This is a genomic window from Pontibacter locisalis, from assembly GCF_042684605.1.
Classification (GTDB): Bacteria; Bacteroidota; Bacteroidia; order Cytophagales; family Hymenobacteraceae; genus Pontibacter; species Pontibacter locisalis.
Map to the genome: position 1 here is coordinate 1 of NZ_JBHULU010000021.1, position 18539 is coordinate 18539.

19 protein-coding genes and 3 tRNA genes are annotated in these 18539 nt (G+C 43.2%); 11 read left to right on the forward strand and 11 right to left on the reverse strand.

All coding sequences use genetic code 11. The annotated features are described in order from the left end of the window. Window positions 1-498 precede the first annotated feature (498 nt). Window positions 499-1128, forward strand: a complete 630-nt coding sequence (locus ACFSRY_RS14020) for a DoxX family membrane protein (protein ID WP_377508814.1) — start codon at window positions 499-501, stop codon at window positions 1126-1128. 60 nt (window positions 1129-1188) lie between these two features. Continuing rightward, window positions 1189-1614: a hypothetical protein gene (locus ACFSRY_RS14025; RefSeq protein ID WP_377508817.1), complete on the forward strand. Its 426-nt coding sequence runs from the start codon at window positions 1189-1191 to the stop codon at window positions 1612-1614. A gap of 538 nt (window positions 1615-2152) precedes the next feature. Here the strand turns inward: ACFSRY_RS14025 and ACFSRY_RS14030 are convergent. Next, window positions 2153-2785 carry a transposase gene (locus tag ACFSRY_RS14030; protein WP_377508820.1) on the reverse strand — a complete coding sequence of 211 codons (633 nt, stop codon included), beginning with the start codon at window positions 2783-2785 and terminating at the stop codon, window positions 2153-2155. Window positions 2786-3125: 340 nt separating this feature from the next. On the opposite strand from ACFSRY_RS14030, the gene ACFSRY_RS14035 reads away from it, so the two are divergent. Both ACFSRY_RS14035 and ACFSRY_RS14040 read left to right on the forward strand, forming a co-directional pair. After that, on the forward strand, window positions 3126-3905 hold the full coding sequence (locus ACFSRY_RS14035) for a rolling circle replication-associated protein (RefSeq protein WP_377508825.1): 780 nt from the start codon (window positions 3126-3128) through the stop codon (window positions 3903-3905). Further along, window positions 3886-4161 carry a hypothetical protein gene (locus ACFSRY_RS14040; RefSeq protein WP_377508828.1) on the forward strand — a complete coding sequence of 92 codons (276 nt, stop codon included), beginning with the start codon at window positions 3886-3888 and terminating at the stop codon, window positions 4159-4161. Before ACFSRY_RS14035 ends, ACFSRY_RS14040 begins: the two co-directional genes overlap by 20 nt. A gap of 56 nt (window positions 4162-4217) precedes the next feature. Here the strand turns inward: ACFSRY_RS14040 and ACFSRY_RS14045 are convergent, their stop codons facing one another. The 5 genes from ACFSRY_RS14045 to ACFSRY_RS14065 form a co-directional block, all read right to left on the reverse strand. Beyond that, a complete protein-coding gene (locus ACFSRY_RS14045) occupies window positions 4218-5375 on the reverse strand; it encodes a hypothetical protein (RefSeq protein ID WP_377508831.1) in 1158 nt (385 codons plus the stop codon). A 140-nt stretch (window positions 5376-5515) separates the two neighbouring features. Next, window positions 5516-5599, reverse strand: a tRNA-Leu gene (locus tag ACFSRY_RS14050). Between the two features lie 11 nt (window positions 5600-5610). After that, window positions 5611-6144, reverse strand: a complete 534-nt coding sequence (gene hscB / locus ACFSRY_RS14055) for a Fe-S protein assembly co-chaperone HscB (protein WP_377508834.1) — start codon at window positions 6142-6144, stop codon at window positions 5611-5613. A 129-nt stretch (window positions 6145-6273) separates the two neighbouring features. Continuing rightward, window positions 6274-6564 carry a putative quinol monooxygenase gene (locus tag ACFSRY_RS14060; protein ID WP_377508838.1) on the reverse strand — a complete coding sequence of 97 codons (291 nt, stop codon included), beginning with the start codon at window positions 6562-6564 and terminating at the stop codon, window positions 6274-6276. Between the two features lie 110 nt (window positions 6565-6674). Next, window positions 6675-7451: an SAM hydrolase/SAM-dependent halogenase family protein gene (locus ACFSRY_RS14065; protein WP_377508841.1), complete on the reverse strand. Its 777-nt coding sequence runs from the start codon at window positions 7449-7451 to the stop codon at window positions 6675-6677. A gap of 96 nt (window positions 7452-7547) precedes the next feature. Between ACFSRY_RS14065 and ACFSRY_RS14070 the strand changes: the two genes are divergently transcribed. The 4 genes from ACFSRY_RS14070 (at window position 7548) to thiL (ending at window position 12281) form a co-directional block, all read left to right on the forward strand. Further along, on the forward strand, window positions 7548-8585 hold the full coding sequence (locus ACFSRY_RS14070; protein WP_377508844.1) for a PhoH family protein: 1038 nt from the start codon (window positions 7548-7550) through the stop codon (window positions 8583-8585). Window positions 8586-8657: 72 nt separating this feature from the next. Then, window positions 8658-9086 (forward strand): GNAT family N-acetyltransferase, encoded by a 429-nt coding sequence (locus tag ACFSRY_RS14075; protein WP_377508847.1) that lies wholly within the window; start codon window positions 8658-8660, stop codon window positions 9084-9086. Continuing rightward, window positions 9086-11200: a ComEC/Rec2 family competence protein gene (locus tag ACFSRY_RS14080; protein WP_377508850.1), complete on the forward strand. Its 2115-nt coding sequence runs from the start codon at window positions 9086-9088 to the stop codon at window positions 11198-11200. Before ACFSRY_RS14075 ends, ACFSRY_RS14080 begins: the two co-directional genes overlap by 1 nt. A 55-nt stretch (window positions 11201-11255) precedes the next feature. Continuing rightward, window positions 11256-12281 carry a thiamine-phosphate kinase gene (gene thiL, locus ACFSRY_RS14085; protein WP_377508854.1) on the forward strand — a complete coding sequence of 342 codons (1026 nt, stop codon included), beginning with the start codon at window positions 11256-11258 and terminating at the stop codon, window positions 12279-12281. 77 nt (window positions 12282-12358) lie between these two features. Here the strand turns inward: thiL and ACFSRY_RS14090 are convergent, their stop codons facing one another. Both ACFSRY_RS14090 and rlmD read right to left on the reverse strand, forming a co-directional pair. Next, a complete protein-coding gene (locus tag ACFSRY_RS14090) occupies window positions 12359-12727 on the reverse strand; it encodes a hypothetical protein (RefSeq protein ID WP_377508857.1) in 369 nt (122 codons plus the stop codon). Window positions 12728-12790: 63 nt separating this feature from the next. Further along, entirely contained in the window at window positions 12791-14200 is a 1410-nt protein-coding gene (gene rlmD, locus ACFSRY_RS14095) for a 23S rRNA (uracil(1939)-C(5))-methyltransferase RlmD (RefSeq protein ID WP_377508860.1), read from the reverse strand. A 162-nt stretch (window positions 14201-14362) separates the two neighbouring features. Between rlmD and ACFSRY_RS14100 the strand changes: the two genes are divergently transcribed. Continuing rightward, window positions 14363-15175: an SDR family oxidoreductase gene (locus ACFSRY_RS14100; RefSeq protein WP_377508863.1), complete on the forward strand. Its 813-nt coding sequence runs from the start codon at window positions 14363-14365 to the stop codon at window positions 15173-15175. Window positions 15176-15262: 87 nt separating this feature from the next. On the opposite strand, the gene ACFSRY_RS14105 is transcribed toward ACFSRY_RS14100, so the two are convergent. Together ACFSRY_RS14105 and ACFSRY_RS14110 are read right to left on the reverse strand one after the other, a co-directional pair. Further along, window positions 15263-16543 (reverse strand): hypothetical protein, encoded by a 1281-nt coding sequence (locus ACFSRY_RS14105; RefSeq protein WP_377508866.1) that lies wholly within the window; start codon window positions 16541-16543, stop codon window positions 15263-15265. A 196-nt stretch (window positions 16544-16739) separates the two neighbouring features. Beyond that, window positions 16740-17432: an SH3 domain-containing protein gene (locus tag ACFSRY_RS14110; RefSeq protein WP_377508869.1), complete on the reverse strand. Its 693-nt coding sequence runs from the start codon at window positions 17430-17432 to the stop codon at window positions 16740-16742. Window positions 17433-17546: 114 nt separating this feature from the next. Here ACFSRY_RS14110 and ACFSRY_RS14115 point away from each other — a divergent pair. Both ACFSRY_RS14115 and ACFSRY_RS14120 read left to right on the forward strand, forming a co-directional pair. Continuing rightward, window positions 17547-17619: transfer RNA gene (locus tag ACFSRY_RS14115), tRNA-Lys, on the forward strand. Between the two features lie 137 nt (window positions 17620-17756). Continuing rightward, a tRNA-Lys gene (locus tag ACFSRY_RS14120) sits at window positions 17757-17829 on the forward strand. Between the two features lie 54 nt (window positions 17830-17883). On the opposite strand, the gene ACFSRY_RS14125 is transcribed toward ACFSRY_RS14120, so the two are convergent. After that, on the reverse strand, window positions 17884-18345 hold the full coding sequence (locus tag ACFSRY_RS14125; protein WP_377508873.1) for a hypothetical protein: 462 nt from the start codon (window positions 18343-18345) through the stop codon (window positions 17884-17886). Between the last annotated feature and the right edge of the window lie 194 nt (window positions 18346-18539).

The window sequence follows — 18539 nt, forward strand, 5'->3', positions numbered from 1 at the left end:
CGCTAATTTGGCAGCCATTAGTAGGTGTGGGTATTGCTCTAAGCCTGAAAAGAAAGTCTACACCTAACACAGCACATGAGCAAAGCTTCGGCTGATGCCTCGCTCGCCTCATGTACAAATCCGTTGGGGCATATTCAAAAGTATAAATTAACCAAAGAAGTAAAACTTACTCTTGAAGAACAGCAGAATGAAGGTTTTATTAAATATATTCTTGGGTATTCTTATACTTTTAGGGGTAGCTAATCTATTGTTTTGGATTATGGCAATAGGTTCTGGTCATAATATTCCAACAACAACAACTAATTCAATTCTATTGGTCTTCATTATTATAGGACTACTGATAGCAACGGTAGTGTACTTGAAAAGAAAAATTCAAAACGTAATAAATCTATAGAGTAGGATTGATAGGCAAATGTTAGTAATAAAAGAACACATCCCCAACCAAACCTATAGGTTAGCTTCGCCATCCTATAGCCCAGCCCGTTAGCAAATAATTGAATGATGAAGCTTCTTAAGGAAATACCAAAAGAGAAATACTTGGACTACTTTATACTTGCGGCAAGGTTTCTTATCGGGTGGACTTTCCTCAGGTATGGCTACAGCAAAATGGTGGATGGCCAGTTTGGTATAAGTGACGCAGAACTGGCTACACCGTTGAAGGACTTAAGCTTGTTTCGTGTCTCATGGTACATGTTCGACCATCAACCCTTCAAGGCATTCATTGGCATCTCACAAGTAATTTGTGGCGCTCTCTTAATCATAAACAGAACCGCCTTACTTGGAGCGTTCCTTTTTCTTCCGATAGTAACTACAGTTTTACTCATCGATCTGACTTTCATGCCGCCAGCTATGGCTAATGCCTTTACATGGCGCCTTTCATTTTACATCCTATTAGACTTTTTAATACTATGGCACTACAAGAGCAAGATGGAAGTCATTTGGAATGAAGTATGGCAAAATGTAAATACTAAATTCAAGTACCCGGTTTGGCTATACTTATTGTTACCTATTGTTGCAATAGCTATTGAAATAGCTGGTGTATTACCAAAAGCTTTGTTTTACATCATCCTGCATCCAGAAAATGCATGGTCAGGAGTTCAGGGAATATTGAATAAAATCATTAGCTAACCACACCCATAAGCCAGCTATGCCGCCTTATGGCCCAGCACGTTAGCTGCAATGTAAAGTATGAAAGAACAAATCTTAATCCTTATTACAGCCTTATTGTTTTTGGTATGTCTGTCTGCCTCGGCACAGATGAAGACTATCACGGGCAGAATCATATCTGAGGATTTTGAAGTGTTAGAAAATGCAATAATAAGAACCAAAGACTCTAAGTATACTGCTACTGCAGATGAGCACGGCAATTACAGTATAAAAGTACCAGAAGCAACAAAAGAACTGGTGGCTCTATACATTGCCATGGAAACAGACACGATACCGATAATGGGAAAATGTCAGGTAAACATCATCCTATTGAATCATATGATTATTGAGTATGAGACAGTAGAGCAAGCGAAGAAGCACTTTAAAAGAAGAAAAAAGGACTTAAAGCCTCTTTACAATAAGGCCTATAAAGAAGGAGTATTTAAAAGAGAGAATCCCTGCAGCTAACAAAATACATAAGTTATTCTTCGGCTGCGCCTCAATCACCTTATGTACCAGCCGTTAGGGTTAACAAAAAGTATAAAATTTAAATTGATTAGAAACATAAAAACTGTTTGTCTCTTTTTACTCGCAATTCTCTGCACATCGTGTTTTAGTGTTGACTGTGATAAATTAGCTACCATACTTAGACCTAAAGAGTGCAACATTGTAGTAGAAGACCCACCAGAGCGGGGTAGAAGATTCACAATAAAAGGTATAAATCCTAAAACTAAACAAAGAGCGACATACAGCGATGTAAACACTTGGTATGTTTTCTTAAATGATAAAATAGAAGTGGGTGATACTGTGGTAAAACACTCTGGGGAGCTAACTTTCTACATTCATAAAGCAGACACGACTTTGTTCTTTCCTTATGAATGCGAAGGAAAAGTATATGAGTAAGAATGAAAATTGCTTCCCCTAACCCAGCACATAAACCATGTTCGGCTACGCCTTCACGTTTTATGTACAAACCGAAATCTATGAGTAAAACAAGTGTTTCGCTCTAGATTTTGTTCAATCTTATCTCATAGGGTGTTCCTCTCTTGACCACTGCCACGATCTGGTGGAGGAGCTTGTTTCTGACAGCGTTGATAACGCTCATCTTGCTTTTACCTTCCCCGACCTTTCGTTCATAGTACACCCTGAGCTCCTGGTTGAAGCGGACGCTGTTGATGGCAGCCATGTGCAGGATGTGCTTTAGCTCTTTATTGGCAAACTTAGACACGCCTGTTCTTCCCATCACACTCGTTCCGCTACGGTACTCGAAGGGTGCCACCCCGCAGTAGCAGGCCAGCTTCCTGGCGTCCTCCATCCGGGTGAAACCTTGTGTGTAGACCAGAAGCGAGATGGCCAGCACCTTGCCCACGCCTTTGACTGAGGTGAGCAGGTCATACTTTTTCTTCAAAGCTTCGTCTTTGGCGATGAAGAGCTGCATTTTCTCTTCCACCTTTTCCATGCTCTTCTCTATCCCTTTGATGGCTTTGCTGTTGACCTGCTGGAGCGTTTTACCAGAGACAGGATCTACCGAGAGTAATTCTTTGATGGTAACCTTGATCGACTGCAGCGCCTTAAGTAATCTGCTCCGGTTTGCCTGCAGGTCCTTCAGCCGCTCCAGCGTCAGGCCTGAAAGAGTCACGCACTAAGCCTAAACGCTGGGCGTATGTTCATAAGCTCTACGGTTTCTCCCTGTTCTTAAACAAGAAGCATCCGGCTTGGAGGTACATGAATGTATATGACAGGCGTTCGGGAAATTTCATCAGACGCTTCTACAGGGAACAGTACATACCTGACTTCTTACTGGTTTTGTTTTTTTTAACCTTTAGTATTTTAAACCTTCATTACACCTTCCTTATTGGTTTTAATAATACTGCAACGATTCAGATTCCGTGTTAGTCAAAAACACGTATGGTTGCAGCGCTGTGCTAGGCACAACTTTAACCAAAAGGCTATTCTATACGAAGTATTCCGGTTCATCTTTGGACAGGAAAAAGCAAGTAAAATCTAAGCCAAAAAAGAAAGAACCTGCAGAGGTAGAAAAGGAGGAAGATACTGCTGAGAAAGTTCGTGTTATGTCTAGCCGGACTAAGACTAAAATCAGAAAGAAGCTCTTTGCTTTCTCTAGACTTCATAAACGCCTAACGTTCGTTACGCTCACTTTTGTAAATGAGGTAACAGATGAGCAAGCTATCAAGGTGCTCAGGAAGTTTATTGATAACACAAAGAAGAGGAGTAAGAACTTTCAATATCTATGGGTAGCTGAGAGACAGACAGAGAATAAAATCTTTCCGGATAACATTCACTTTCACATGATCACTAATAAATACTGGGACATACAAAAGACCTGGAATTATTGGCTTGATCTGCAAAAAAGGAACGGTATTGCTCCAAGGGATGAGAGCTTTAAGGCTTCATCTGCTTTTGATGTGAAGAAAGTAGATACAAAGAATCCTAAGCAGGTAGGGACTTATCTCACAAAGTATGTCACTAAGAATAAAGCTGAGTTTAAATGTCAGGTCTGGAACTGCTCTAAATCTATCTCTGCACTTTATACAGACTTCTATACTGACTACAGCTTCTTAGAGGAACTACAGAGGCTTAAGAAAGATGAGATAAAAGAAGTGCCGCTTGAGTTCTGTACGCTTCACCTAGTGCCTTTAGATAAAACTACGATAAGGTTCTATGACAGACTAGAAAACAAGAATAGAAAAACATTAGAAAACTTAAAGCAACAAGAAAATGCCAGTATCGAAAAATAGAAAGAAGAAAAACAATAAGAGCAGCAACCAAAAGCCTAAAGCTGCTAAGCCTATGTGTATACATGAACTTTTCAGGCTACAGACAAACCCCTGCAGGAAGTGTGGAGGCTCCAGAGATGAGTTTGTATTTGATGAGCTGCCTGAAAGAGAGCAGCCACATTGGAAAGAATCAGGAATGTTAGATTCAATAGACTACTTCCTATATTGTCCAAGTTGTGAAGAACACTCAGCAATATTTGAGATCGATACTGTTTAAAAAGAAATGCCAGAGATAAGCTCTGGCATTTCTTTTTAAACAGTATGAACTTTCTTTTATATCTTTTTGGAAACTGAATCCACAACGTTGGTTATTAAATTTGGACTTGCTGCTTCGCTATCTTGTCCATTATATCCTGTATTTTGATGAGCAAAAATGGCTTGCGTAGCCTGTAATAAAAGTTTATCATTTCCGTCATCTGAGCGAGCAGTATCTAATAAGCTTAATGTAGATCTGAGTGAATTCGATTTATGGACGTTAATTACATGGTTATGCATCTGAGCATTATAATTCTTTATACTAACAACAATTCCATATATCCATAATGAATAAATTAAGAGTGTCGTAGCGATGTATTTAATGAAACTGAAATATAATGTAGTCTTATAGGTCTGTTGTAAAGTGGCTTTAGTAATAACACTTGAGCCATTACTTTTAAAATTATTTACAATTAATGTGTCGCTCGATCTTGAAGAAGTTGATAGCGTATCAAATGTACTAGTAGATAAAGTGTCAAGGGCATTAAAACCACCATAAACTGAATTCGCAATATTCGAGAATGAGTCTTGTTGTGAAATGCTGTTCTTCAAAATAGCTAACAGAGATATTATTAAAATCCCTGCTAATACAGCCCATCCAATTGCAATATGTCTATTTTGCTTGGCCAGAGTCTGAAAATCAATAGTCTTGTCAGAAACTTCTAGCTTCTTTTTGAACTCATCAAATTTATTGTTTTCATTAATGAGTTTTTCTCTTTCTTTCCGCAAATCCTCTTGAAGCTGCTTAACTTCTTCATTTTGTATAAGTAGCTCAGTCCTTTCTTGATCAACTTCAAGTTTTGCAAGCTGAGCTCTCTTTAACTCTTGTTCAATCTGGGCTTTCTTTTTATCAAAGTCATTTCTCTCTTCTTCTAGCTTTTTAATTTTAATGTTAATATCCCTTATGTGCTCATCAGAATTTTTACCATTTAACTCAATTTCCTCAAGCATTGTAGTTATCAGGCCTCTTAGTTTTCTGGTACTCTTTACATAGTCATTCTCAAAATCTAGGCTTGATAAAGTGTCGTCGTAATTAGAGTTTTGGAAATGCTGCTGATTATAAAGATGAAGCCTACCAGTTACTTCTTCTGTTAATTCGTAATCATAGCCATTTGCATGCTCCAGCCTAGCTTGAAGTTCAATGAGCTTGTCGTAAAGAACATTTGGGTTATACATCTTAAATTTGCTTAATAGAGATACCTAAATAAATATCTATATATTTAAAAATATAGTCAAATTCCGTCCCCTGTGCCGTCCCCTAGAAATAGAAAAGCCTTGTAAGTGGTTAGCTTACAAGGCTTTGTCTTGTGTTTCTGTACCTTGGGCCGGAGTCGAACCGGCACGAGTGTTACCTCATTGGTGTTTGAGACCAACGCGTCTACCAATTCCGCCACCAAGGCTTGTTCCTCTGTCAGGAACGGGATGCAAACTTAGATAAACTTTCTTGAATGCGCAACAAATATTTTTTCTTCAAATAGTAGGTTTTTATCTGCTGCAGCGCCTCTTCTTTGGTAACTCCGTGAAGCTCAGGGTAGCGCTGTAAGACAGGCAAAACATCATTATCTAACTGGGCCGTAACCCCGCTGCTTTTTTCTCCGATCTCATGAAGTTTGGCTGCATCAAAATCAAACTCCAGCTCCATCAACTCCTCGTTCAGTTCCATCATTTCCATCAGGAAGTCAGATGGCAGTTCGTTCTTTCCTTCCTCAAGTATACCATGCTCTTTCAGGATGTACTGCATGCGAAGGTCCGGATCGGAGAGGGTACGGTAGGCGTTGGTGTTCTGGGTAGAAAGCTGTAGTATTTCGTTTTGCTTCTCCTGAGATTCATTGGCATAAAAGTCCGGGTGGTATTCGCGGCTAAGCTGGTAATACTTTGCCTTCAGTGCCTTTTCGTCCAGCAGGAAGCTCTCAGGTATATTGTAAAACTCGAAGTAGTTGCTCATTTATCAGTGACTATTTAAATAAATCAAACCGCCCGTGAGAGCAGCTCTACTAGCAAAGGTACAGGAAATGGGCAAAGAATGTTTATCAGGAGAAGTATGGTGAACTAACGATAATTAAATAAACCAATGCTAAATATCTACCTGCACATTCGACCAGGCCTGTGGTTTATCAGCAAAAAGGGCTTTCGTAGCTTTCCAAACCTGCCCGAAAAGTTTAGAATCCCGGTAGTTGTTCAGGTGTTCCTCTGAGTCCCAAAGGCTATAGGTGCTGTAGATGTTCGGGTGGTTTAAATCCTGGAGGAGCTCTACGTGATTACATCCTTCAAAAGCTCTTATCTTATCTTTTGAATTTCTGAAAATCTCTAAGAACTCGTTTGTTTTCTCGGGCTGAAAAGTCATTCTGACGATGCGGATAAGCATAAATGTATTTTTGATTTAAAAGTCACAGAAGTTAATGGCGGCAGGGGCAAAGGTAACATTTTAACCAAACCTTGTTTAGCCATCCTGTTTTACAAGTACTCCTAAACAACCTACGCCCCCGGATAAAACCGCACGTCTACCTGCGAATCAAAACCTAAACCGAGCAACTCGGCAGCGTGGCCTTTGTTTATGCCGATGCAAAGCTGATCCTGGCTGTTGTAAGTGCAGCAGCAGTCACCGTCATCCACCTGGTTATAATTAGGGTGTACTCTGCCTATTGTTTCACGGCCGAAATGAATAGTGTAGGTTCGGCCATGTGCAATGGTGTCTATACTATCGCGGGTAATGTTGGTTATTAAATTTCCGTAACGGTCAACATGGATAATATGTCCGGTAATGGAGTGGTCATTAAGGCGGAGCTGCCGGTTAAGCAGGTGCCTGAACTGGTGGGTGCGCTCGCCAAGCACCTCAATATCTCCACCTTTTGCCAGAAAAGCTGCAGCAGGAGCTAACAGATTTTTAGCCGGAAAAGCTATGTGCGGTGTGTCGTTCTGTAACTCAATAACGATGTCTGGTTGCCCATCTGTCAGGAGAGACAACAATCCATTATCTGAGAGTAAAAAATAGTGCCCTTTATACTTTGCAGCATGATATTTGCCCTGTTTATTGCCGTGGGTATTTACAGCAGATATATGCACAGAGCCTTCGGGAAACTCGTGGTAAACAGAACCTAAAACAAACACTGCCTGGGCAATGTTAAAAGGATCAATACCATGTGAGATGTCCACGATAGTGGCCTCTGGATGGAGAGAAAGAATCTTTGCTTTTACAGCAGCCACGTAGTGATCTGTGTACCCAAAGTCTGACAGAAACGTAATTACAGCCATACTGCGAACTATAATTTAAGTAGATTTGTAATATATTATACTAAATTAAGTAAATTAAAGGAATATAACCAACGTACTATATACGGAGATAAACATTTGGTAGAGAAAGTAATAACCTTAGAGAATATTTCTCTTATTGATTTTCTGGGGACAGAGAATCAAAACATAAAGCAACTGGCCGCCGCTTTTCCAAGCAGCAAGATCATTTCCAGGGGCAACGAAATAAAGATTCAGGGACAGACGCCCGAAATCACTAAAATTCACGAGATACTCTCATCACTGATAGACCATTACCACAAGTTCGGGAAGATTACGCATAACAGCGTAAATAGATACCTTTCAGCCGATTCTTTTGCGGATGAGGAAGTTATTGTTACCTCTCCGGATATCATTGTTTATGGTAGCAAGGGAGGTATCATCAAAGCTAAAACACCTAACCAGCAGAAACTGGTAGATGCCGTGGAGAAGAACGACCTGGTGTTTGCCCTGGGGCCTGCGGGTACTGGTAAAACATATGTTTCAGTGGCCATGGCGGTGCGTGCGCTTAAAAATAAAGAGGTGAAAAAGATCATCATCTCCAGACCAGTGGTAGAGGCAGGCGAAAGCCTCGGTTTCTTACCTGGTGATATGAAGGAGAAGGTTGATCCGTACCTGCGTCCGATCTACGATGCCCTGGAAGATATGATACCTGTTGAAAAACTAAAGTATTACCAGGATAACAAAATCATTGAAATAGCACCGCTTGCTTACATGCGTGGCCGTACGTTGAACAATGCCTTTGTGCTACTGGATGAGGCGCAGAACACTACGCCAGCTCAGATGAAGATGTTCCTGACACGTATGGGGCCAAACGCCAAGGTAATGGTGAATGGGGACTGGTCTCAGGTGGACCTTCCGCGTAACCAACGCTCTGGTCTGATGGAAGCCCTTAAGATATTGCGAGGGGTGAAAGGTATCGGTTTTGTAGAGATGTCGGCAGAAGATGTGGTACGACACAGGCTGGTGCGCGATATCGTGAATGCCTATACGGTGCTTGAAGAGGAACGCCGTGCAGCCCGTGAGGAGGCGAAGGCAAATGGTGAAGATGAGTCTGCACGTTACAATGGCAGAAAGAGGCATATAAACGTAGAGTAGTAACAGATATTTTTTTAATTCTTGTAGAGACGCAGTAAATGCGTCTCTACTTTTTTAAGCATACCTTGCAGCATGATTGAGCTGAAGAGAATTAAAAATGAGCAGGACCTGAAAACTGCTCATAGCATACGGGAACAAGTGTTTGTGCTGGAACAGAAGGTGCCGCGTGAGGCAGAGCTGGATGAGCATGAACCTGTTTCAAAACATTACCTGGCTACCTATGAAGGGGTGCCCTGCGGAGCTGCCCGTTGGAGGGTAACACAGGATGGTGTGAAGCTGGAGCGATTTGCCGTGTTGCAGTCTTACCGGAATAAGAGCATTGGAGCCCATATTTTAAAGGCAGTGCTGGAGGATGTTCAGCAGGAGCATACGGGTAAAAAAGTATACCTGAATGCACAATTACCTGCCGTTAACTTTTACAAGCGCCACGGATTTGAGCCGGAGGGCGAAATGTTCACTGAATGCGATATCAAACATTATAAAATGGTTTTCAAAGGCTGATGCTGCGGTGGGCGCCATATCCGTTTGTGCGCGTCGCGCTCAGCTTTGCTGCAGGTATCCTGTTATACATCATTACGGGCAGGGAGTTCAGGTTTAGCCTTGAGCTCCTTGCCTTTTTCTTTGCAGCCTTTGTGGTGGCAGTCCTGCTTACCCGTAGAGTTAAGTCTGCTTTTGCCACAAATATAGCCGGTATACTGGCATTGCTAACCTTCTTCAGTGCCGGACTTTTCACAACGCACTACCGCACAGCATACCACCAACAGGATCATCTTCTGCATTTGCAAGAACAGCCTGCGCATTACACAGGTGTAGTAACAGATTACGTGGTGCAGAAGGCAGGCTACCAGAGCACTGTAGTAGAGGTGCAGCAGGTGCTGGTAAATGGCTCCTGGCAGAGAGCTACAGGCAGGGTGCAGCTCTCTGTGCCCCATGATTCAGACAAGACCTATGAGCTTGCTTATGGAGATGTGCTGTTGGTAAAAGGATCGCCGGAGCCTGTTGCCCCGCCTGCAAACCCTGGTCAATTTGACTACAGGCAGTATCTGGCAAACAAGAACATTTACCACCGGCACTACTTACAGGCGTACCAGTACGGAAAAGTATCAAATGATCCACCACTTGGTATTCTGTCTTACAGCATACAGTTGCGCGGTAAGTTAGACGCTTTGCTACAGGAAAAGCTGGACGAAAAGCGAGAGTATGGAATAGCATCTGCCTTGTTGCTGGGGGTGAAAGATGAGTTGGATAATAATATTCGGAAGACCTATGCCAATACCGGCACCATGCATGTGCTGGCGGTGTCAGGGCTGCATGTCGGGTTGATCTTTACGGTGCTGATGTTGCTTCTGACACAGTTTAACCGAACAGGCAGGCAACGCCTGGTAGGGGCTGTAGTTATCCTGCTAGTTCTGTGGCTCTATGCTTTTATAACAGGCTTATCACCTTCTGTGCTAAGGGCAGTACTGATGTTTAGTTTAGTTACCGTAGGTCTTGCTATCAAACGTCGCACTAATATCTATAATACGGTGGCTGTTGCGGCTTTGGTGCTACTCTTTATCAACCCTTATAACCTCCTGGAGGTAGGTTTTCAGTTGTCTTTCCTGGCCGTGTTGGGTATAGTATACTTGCAGCCACGTTTATATACTCTAGTCCAAGTAGATAACTGGCTTCTGGATAAAGTGTGGGCTTTGTTTACTGTAGCCATTGCGGCGCAGTTGGCAACGTTTCCGCTGGGTTTGTTTTACTTTCACCAATTCCCGGTGTACTTCTGGCTGGCCAATATAGTAGTAGTGCCCATGGCTACAGTTGTGCTTTATTCCGGTATGGTGGCACTTGCCTTTAGCTGGGTACCCGGCCTCAGCTGGCTGTTGTTTAAGCTGCACTTTGGTTTCATCTGGCTAATGAATGAGTTTAATGTGTGGGTACAGCAGTTGCCAGGGGCGCTTATAAATGGGATAGACATTTCTCTGCTGCAAGCCGTGTTGCTTTACATGTTGATGTTTACTTTCATCCTCTTCCTGTTTAATAAAAGATTACGCTACGTCTGGTTTGCCACGGGTATTGTTGCCGTATTCTCGGTGCAGGAGATACTGGAGGTTGTAGAGCAAAAGAACCAGAAGCTGCTTACTGTTTATAGTTTGCGCGGCAGTACAGGAGTGTCTTTGCTGCAGGGGCAACAAGCTGTTGTTATTGCAGATTCAGCTTTGTTGCAGGATGAGAATAACTACACTTTCAATGTGCAGCCACAGCTGTGGGCACGAGGGGTGCAGCAGCCTGAATTTGTTACGTTAGGTCAGGATAAGTTACCTTTTGCTTCTTCTGTGCGTTTGGCTGATGAAAACCAGCTGCTGGTGTGGCAGGGACAAAGCTGGCTCATACTTTCAAGCCCTCCAGTGCTTCAGCCCAAAGAGCAGCTGCAGACAGATTACATTCTGCTACGTAACAATGTACGCTTAGAACCAGGTATGCTGCCGAAGTACACTTTTAAGCAAATCATTATAGATGCTTCCAATAGTATCTGGTACCGTAAAAAGTTAAAAGAACAGCTTGATGCCCAAAGTATAGCGTACCATGACATAGCGGAAGACGGTGCATTCATAGTAGAGGTAGAGTAGCGCTACAAATTCTTCCTCTCATTTTCTTACCTTTGTACCTTCAAAAGAGAAAACTATGAGTGAGTATACCCCATTAAGTGAAGTAGGTGAGTTTGGCCTGATAAGGCTAATAAAAGAGAAAATCGAGCTGCGCCAGGAGTCAACGATAAAAGGCATTGGCGATGATGCCGCGATCATTGAGCCGCAGGAAAAGCAGATCGTGGTTTCCAGCGATATGTTGCTGGAGGGCGTGCACTTCGACCTGACGTTCTGCCCTCTGAAGCACCTGGGTTATAAAGCCGTGGCTGTAAATGTTTCTGACATAGCGGCCATGAATGCAAAGCCCACGCAAATAACAGTTAACATCGCCTTAGGTGCCCGCTATACGGTAGAAGCAGTGGAAGAGCTATATGAGGGAATCCGTATGGCCTGCGAGAACTATAAGGTGGATCTGATCGGTGGTGATACAACCTCTTCACATGCAGGATTGGTGATCAGTGTAACTGCTATTGGCGAAATAGCAAAAGGTGAAGCTGTACTACGCAGCGGTGCACAGGTAAATGACCTTGTCTGTGTGACTGGTGATTTAGGAGCAGCCTATATGGGGCTCCAGATACTGGAGCGTGAGAAGCAGGCATTTCTGGCTAATCCGGAAATGCAGCCGCAGCTGGAAGGGAAGCAGTATGTTGTCGGCCGTCAACTAAGACCGGAGGCACGTATGGATGTGATCTACGACCTGAAGGAGCGTGGGATCAAGCCTACCTCTATGATAGATATTTCTGACGGACTGGCCTCTGAGCTTTTCCATATCTGTAGCCAGTCGAAGGTAGGAGCAACAGTTTATAAGGATAACCTGCCGGCAGATGCGCAGATGCTGGAAACGGCTGTGGAGTTCAACATAGATCCGCTTACCTGTATCATGAACGGTGGCGAAGACTATGAACTACTGTTTACAGTGCCGCTATCAGATCATGAAAAGCTTAAGAACCACCCGGATATCAGCATCATTGGTAAAATAACTGAAGCCAGTGAAGGTGTAAACCTGGCTACGAAGCATGGTAACTCTTATCCATTAAAAGCCCAGGGCTGGAGTCACTTTTAGCAGGTATTTCAGGTAAAAACAGAAAAGGCAGTTATCAAGACTGCCTTTTCTGTTTACAAGGTACATCATCCTGAAGATTAATCTTCCGGATAAGGGATGAATATAAAATTCTGGAAATCTCCGTCAGCTACAAACAGGCAGCAGAACTCATCAGCGTCCCGGTAAGCTGCTTTAAATTCTTCTACTTTCTCGGGCATTACCAGCTGGCGTTGTACAAAATCCTCCAGGTAAGAGGCATTAATGTGCCACTCCAGTGCAGCCTCTTCTTTAGCCAATAGCACCATGCCTACCGGTAGCTGTGTGCGGCTGAATATGAAGATCGGGTAATCAGAGATCTTACGCTTACGCACCTGGTAAGCTGCTTCTTTTAATGTTTCGGCTACTACCACAAAGTCCTTGGAGATAGTGCCGAGGTATTTACCGTTTAATTCCGGATCGTTTTCCATGATAGTATTTTAACTCTTTATCAGTTTTAGATAAAAAGGCGTAATTATTTGCCTTCTTTAATTCTACTTCGATGTCAGCAACACAATGTTCTCAACGTGGTGCGTCTGCGGGAACATATCTACCGGCTGCACACGCGCCACATCATATTTGGCTGATAACAGCTCCAGATCGCGGGCCTGGGTAGCAGGGTTACAGCTCACGTAAACAATACGGTTAGGATGCACTTGCAGTAGCTTCTCCACGACATCCTGATGCATTCCCGCCCTTGGCGGGTCAGTGATCACCACATCTGGTCTGCCATGCCGTTCAACCAGTTCATCTGAAAGAATGTCCTTCATGTCACCGGCGTAAAACGTGGTGTTGGTGATGTTGTTGATCTGTGAATTGATTTTGGCATCTTCGATTGCACTTGGCACATACTCGATACCGATCACCTCACGGCACTGTTTCGCCACAAAGTTGGCAATAGTGCCTGCGCCGGTATAGAGGTCATATACTAGTTCATTCCCGGTAAGTGCAGCAAGCTCGCGGGTTAGTCTGTATAACTCGTATGCCTGGTCTGCATTTGTTTGGTAAAAGGACTTAGGACCTACACGGAACTTGATGCCTTCCATTTCTTCATAGATGTAGGGTAGTCCCTTATAGCAGACTACTTCCAGGTCGTGAAATGTCTCATTGCCCTTCGGGTTCACAACATACTGCAGCGATGATATCTCTGGAAACTTAGCCGCTAAATGGTCCAATAGCGCCTGCATTACTTCCTGGTCTTCATAATACACCTGCACGATAACCATTAACTCACCAGTGTTGGCCGTGCGGATGATCAGGTTTCGAAGGTAACCTTCCTGCTTTATAAGATCATAGAAGGGTAAATTATTAGCCTTGGCATAGGCTCGCACCTCCAGGCGGATGGTATTTGATGGGTCCGGCTGCAGATAGCAATGCTTTATGTCCAGGATCTTATCGAAACGGCCTGGTATATGGAACCCTAGTGCATCACGGTCAAACTCCTCGCCAGACTGTATCTGCTCTTTAGTAAGCCAGCTGGTGTTGGAGAAAGTATACTCGAGTTTATTCCGGTAGTAACGAGTTTTGGCAGAACCCAGGATCGGGTCAAACTCCGGTAGCGCTACTTTACCAATCCGCTCCAGATTATCCTTTACCTGCTTTTGCTTGTAAAGTACCTGTGTATTGTAGCCGATGTGCTGCCACTTACAACCGCCGCAGATGCCGAAGTGCTCACAGAAAGGCTCCACGCGAAGATCCGAGAGCTCATGAAAATTCACGGCTTCGGCTTCCATAAAGCTTTTCTTCTTGCGGGTAATACGCAGGTCCACCACATCGCCGGGAGCCACACCACCTACAAAAATCACCATGTTCTCGTGGCGCGCCAGGCATTTGCCCTCTGCTACCATCTCCTCGATCCTGATGCGTTCGAGTATAGGGAATTTCTTTTTATGCTTATTTCTCACAATGCTGCAAAAGTACGAAAATCTTACAACACAGCAGCCCCGGGAAAGAATTCAAACCTATGAGAATCAAATTAACGAACATGGATGCTCTGCCGGGCAGCCTCATCCGCTAATTAATAATTACCTCTATCTTTGCAGCATCAACACCAGAGGAAACTATAGATGAAAAATAAAGTCGTTCTGATAACAGGAGGTACATCAGGAATAGGTAAAGCACTGGCATTTGCTTTCGGAAAGGCAGGGGCTAAAATAGCAGTTTCGGGGCGTAAGCAGCAGGGACTCGATGAAACAAAAGCAGAACTCTCTGCAGCTGGCATTGAAAACCTGACGATACAGGCAGATGTAAGTGTGGAAGCTGATTGTGAACGTATGGTTCAGGAAACGGTGGCGACATATGGTAAGCTGGACATTCTTATCAATAATGCCGGTATCTCTATGCGCGCGCTGTTTGAGGACCTGGAGCTGGATGTGTTACGAAAGGTAATGGATATAAACTTCTGGGGCACGGTGTACAGCACCAAGTATGCGTTACCTCACATAAAAGCTGCGAAAGGATCAATTATCGGAATCTCATCTATTGCCGGATACAGAGGCTTACCTGCCCGAACGGGATATTCTGCCTCTAAATTTGCCATGCATGGATTCCTGGAGACTTTAAGAACTGAACTGCTTTACTCCGGTGTACATGTACTGCTTGCCTGCCCAGGGTTTACGGCCTCCAATATCCGAAATACGGCTCTGGCCGCTGATGGGCAGCAACAGGGCGAAACACCACGTGAAGAAGAGAAGATGATGAGCGCCGAAGAGGTGGCTGACAGAATTCTAAAAGCTACCATTAAACGCAAACGTGACCTTATCATGACGACGCAGGGGAAAATGGCCGTCTGGGTTAATAAGCTGCTGCCGGGGCTCGCAGACAAGTTAGTTTACAATGTAATGGCCAAGGAAAAGGATTCGCCTCTGCAGAAGAAGTAAGGTATATTCTCAGGTATAAATAAACCCGTAGCCAAGACTGTATTTATTCTTGGCTACGGGTTTACTTTTTATGGTTTAATGGAAGGCTTAGTAGTAAAAGACCATTCCTCCGCCGCCACCATTGAATCTTGGGTTTACTACGTTATTGAACAGAGAGCCAAACCTGTAGCGGACACCAAAGTTAAAAAAGAAGTCATAGTTAGAGTCCAGCTGACGGCGACGTGTTAAAAGGTCCTGATCAGAAACGGTGCCTTTAATAATATTAAGCTGATCGCGTTGAATGGCATAGTAGCCGCCCACATTGAAGGACAATCCCTTGAATAACCTGATATCAGCATAGCCTGAGAAGGATAATCTCTTTTTAGAGAAATCATGGAAATAGTGGCTATAGGAGGTGGACCCGCTTATCTGCCCCCACTTTTGATTGTAGCTCAGGTCAAGTGATAAACTCTGCTGAAACCTGAACTCCTCCATTTCTGAAAAAATCGTTTCTTCTTTATAGTTAAAATACCGGGGACCAACCTTGTACATCAGGCCAAGGTAATGGTTGTTAGACTCTGAGTAAGGAAAGAAGTTATACTCAATGGCAGGCATAACAGAAACATCAAGGTCATGGTTGCTGTAGTCTGAGCGCTGTCCGTTAATATATCCACCTGCAGATAGCTTTTGGTTAATTGACCAGACAGTAGTGTTTCTAAACCCGTACCGCTCATTCGTGTAAGTAAACTCTTCGTCGCCTTCACCAAACCGGTTGTTGTTCTTGTTTGTGTATACCGAGAAATTAGTCTTGAACTTATCGGTAACTCTGCTGGCATTAATTTCACTGTTAAGGCTGTTGCTAGAGTAATTTCTGTCACCGCTAAAGTAGCCTCTGAGGCTAAGGTTAAACACCCAGAAGTTCCAGGGGTCCTCTTCGGGATTTGTGGCGATATCTTTTGACTCATCACCGGCATTTTTAAAGGAAATCTCCAGGTCTTTGGCCTTGTCCGTTTTCAGGATGAAGGGGAGGAGGCCTAGTTTAATGTTTTCTACGGCTTGCTTTCTGTCTTCATCATCAGTAGCCGTGGCCTGTCGTATGTAGGATCTTGTGTCTGTCAAACCCTCGAACTTGCCCTGTCCCTGGAACTGCAGTTTGTACTCGCGCCCACCGCTTCCTGTAGATTGTGACGTTATCAGAACATATACGTTTGATTCAAAGCGATCATTAACATAGTCTACAAAGGTTATTTCACGCTTAATGTAGTCTTGGTCGCAATAGGCCTGGCAGTCTAGAAAAACCCGAAGGTTATCTACTTTAGTGGCCGGTACTTGCGCCTGAAGGCTAAAGGCAGTACACAGCAGAAGCAAAAAGCAACAGATTGTTTTCATAAATGGAGTAGAGGATTTATAATTTTAGTTAAGTTAAATCTCATAAAGATATAAATAAATTTATTTTAATATAGATTTTCAAAGATGTATTTTGTGTTATTGGTGCTTATGAAAAGAGAGGGCAAAAAAAGAGCGGGTCAGGCTTTTTAGCCTGACCCGCTTAAATGTAACGGAGAAACAAAAAAAGGCTGTTGCACTATGGAAGTTCCAGTAAGTTACTTTTCCTGATATACGCTTTGCTTCCTTTCCACCGGATCTCATACCAAATATCCTGCTCACCTGTTATTGGAACCTTGTGCCCCTCTGAAGCAGTGGCTATCCATGACGCGCCGGCAGAAGGGGCTGACATGATTGCTACTGATTTGTTTCGGATAATACCGGCGTCACCCAGAGTCAGGAAGTTAATGTAGTAAAGGATGAAAAGGAGATAAACTGTAAAGCCTATTTTGAAGGTGTTCGTGAATTTATGGCCCTTACGCCAGCTAAAGAACATGACGGTAACCGTTATGACAGCGATTAGCAGCATCAGTTCAAGGATACGCATGTAGTGTTTACTTAACTGGGTCTTAAAGAACTGCAGGTCGTTGTATTCATATCCTTGTAATCGGTGCGTTTGTGCCAGTTCTTCCATCTTTTTCAATGTAGACCGGCTAGGCTCTTTGGTATAAAAAAGGTGCAGGTAATACATTGCGCTGGTATAATCACGGAGCCCCTCCTTTATATATGCCATTTTGAGCAGCATTTGGGGAGAATAAGCCTGCTGCTTTTGTAAAATTGATTCGTATATATCGAAAGCTGCTGTATAATGCTGTTGCTCGAACAGAGAATCTGCTTTTGCCAATGCACTTTTATCTTCCTGGCTATAAGCTGGTTTAGTAAAGAGTGCCAAAAAAAGAATTAAAAAGGCAGATATTTTGAACCAAAGATTTTGCATTTAAACAGATGGTTGTTACTTTTGCATCGCGATTCAGGGAAACGTTCCTGAGAATGCAAGTTACTAAAAGATTCTGTAGCTCAGCTGGTAGAGCAATACACTTTTAATGTATGGGTCCTGGGTTCGAATCCCAGCGGGATCACAAATAGGAAGAGAAGCCTTTTCAACATGGAAAGGCTTTTTACTTCTACGATAGTAAAGCAAATGTTGAAATTTTATTTTGCATTTTAGAATAAAGCTTCTAAATTTGCCCTCCCAAACAACGGGAAAAACAGTGCCGATTCTGTAGCTCAGCTGGTAGAGCAATACACTTTTAATGTATGGGTCCTGGGTTCGAATCCCAGCGGGATCACAAATAAAAAAAACCACTCCTTATCGGGTGGCTTTTTTTATTTTTAGACTTAGTTTATTTGGGACCATCCCAAGGCATATCAGACCCATTACTAAGCCAAATATAAAATTCGCCTTTCTTTACTTTTATCGTATCGCCGCCTGCATGGGTGCTGGACCAGTTAGTCACCGCCGTATATTCAAAGGTGCCTTTTAAGCTTTCTTTCGTAAGACTGGTTATGTCCACGAAGCCGTCTATACTATTTGCAGTATAAAAGGTGGTTTCCCCCCTTCGCACAATGGCATACCCATTAGCCCATTCGTTATCTGTAAATGGCGTTGGATTGGTGTTGAAATAAAATTTACCTGCTGAAACAGGATGATTAATATAAATCCCCAGTTCGTAACTATTACCATCAGGTAATTGCATGCTGCCGCCATAAATCCTTAAAGTATGAGCTTGCAGGTCACGGTTGTACTCTAGTTGCGCATGTCCGCCATCACCTGCATGCCACTCCTTACTGTTTACCTGTGCCATAACATAGGTCTTTGGGCTTTCGTCTGATTTTTTGCAGGAACTTATGAAGGCAGTGGCTATCAGTATGGCTAAGAATGGCTTTAGATAGGAAGGGTATAAAAGTATTTCATTTGTTTTCTGTTTATAGCGGCTAGTCTAAAGGTTGAATTTATGAAAAAAAGTTTCTTTACCCAGTGCAAATTTATAGAAGATGC

What these genes read in the sequence shown, in the direction of transcription:
- ACFSRY_RS14020 (WP_377508814.1), top strand. Translation starts at nt 499, where the DNA reads ATGATGAAGCTTCTTAAGGAAATACCAAAAGAGAAATACTTGGACTAC.
- ACFSRY_RS14025 (WP_377508817.1), top strand. Translation starts at nt 1,189, where the DNA reads ATGAAAGAACAAATCTTAATCCTTATTACAGCCTTATTGTTTTTGGTA.
- ACFSRY_RS14040 (WP_377508828.1), top strand. Translation starts at nt 3,886, where the DNA reads ATGCCAGTATCGAAAAATAGAAAGAAGAAAAACAATAAGAGCAGCAAC.
- ACFSRY_RS14045 (WP_377508831.1), bottom strand. Translation starts at nt 5,375, where the DNA reads ATGTATAACCCAAATGTTCTTTACGACAAGCTCATTGAACTTCAAGCT.
- hscB (WP_377508834.1), bottom strand. Translation starts at nt 6,144, where the DNA reads ATGAGCAACTACTTCGAGTTTTACAATATACCTGAGAGCTTCCTGCTG.
- ACFSRY_RS14060 (WP_377508838.1), bottom strand. Translation starts at nt 6,564, where the DNA reads ATGCTTATCCGCATCGTCAGAATGACTTTTCAGCCCGAGAAAACAAAC.
- ACFSRY_RS14065 (WP_377508841.1), bottom strand. Translation starts at nt 7,451, where the DNA reads ATGGCTGTAATTACGTTTCTGTCAGACTTTGGGTACACAGATCACTAC.
- ACFSRY_RS14075 (WP_377508847.1), top strand. Translation starts at nt 8,658, where the DNA reads ATGATTGAGCTGAAGAGAATTAAAAATGAGCAGGACCTGAAAACTGCT.
- ACFSRY_RS14080 (WP_377508850.1), top strand. Translation starts at nt 9,086, where the DNA reads ATGCTGCGGTGGGCGCCATATCCGTTTGTGCGCGTCGCGCTCAGCTTT.
- thiL (WP_377508854.1), top strand. Translation starts at nt 11,256, where the DNA reads ATGAGTGAGTATACCCCATTAAGTGAAGTAGGTGAGTTTGGCCTGATA.
- ACFSRY_RS14090 (WP_377508857.1), bottom strand. Translation starts at nt 12,727, where the DNA reads ATGGAAAACGATCCGGAATTAAACGGTAAATACCTCGGCACTATCTCC.
- ACFSRY_RS14100 (WP_377508863.1), top strand. Translation starts at nt 14,363, where the DNA reads ATGAAAAATAAAGTCGTTCTGATAACAGGAGGTACATCAGGAATAGGT.
- ACFSRY_RS14105 (WP_377508866.1), bottom strand. Translation starts at nt 16,543, where the DNA reads ATGAAAACAATCTGTTGCTTTTTGCTTCTGCTGTGTACTGCCTTTAGC.
- ACFSRY_RS14125 (WP_377508873.1), bottom strand. Translation starts at nt 18,345, where the DNA reads ATGGCACAGGTAAACAGTAAGGAGTGGCATGCAGGTGATGGCGGACAT.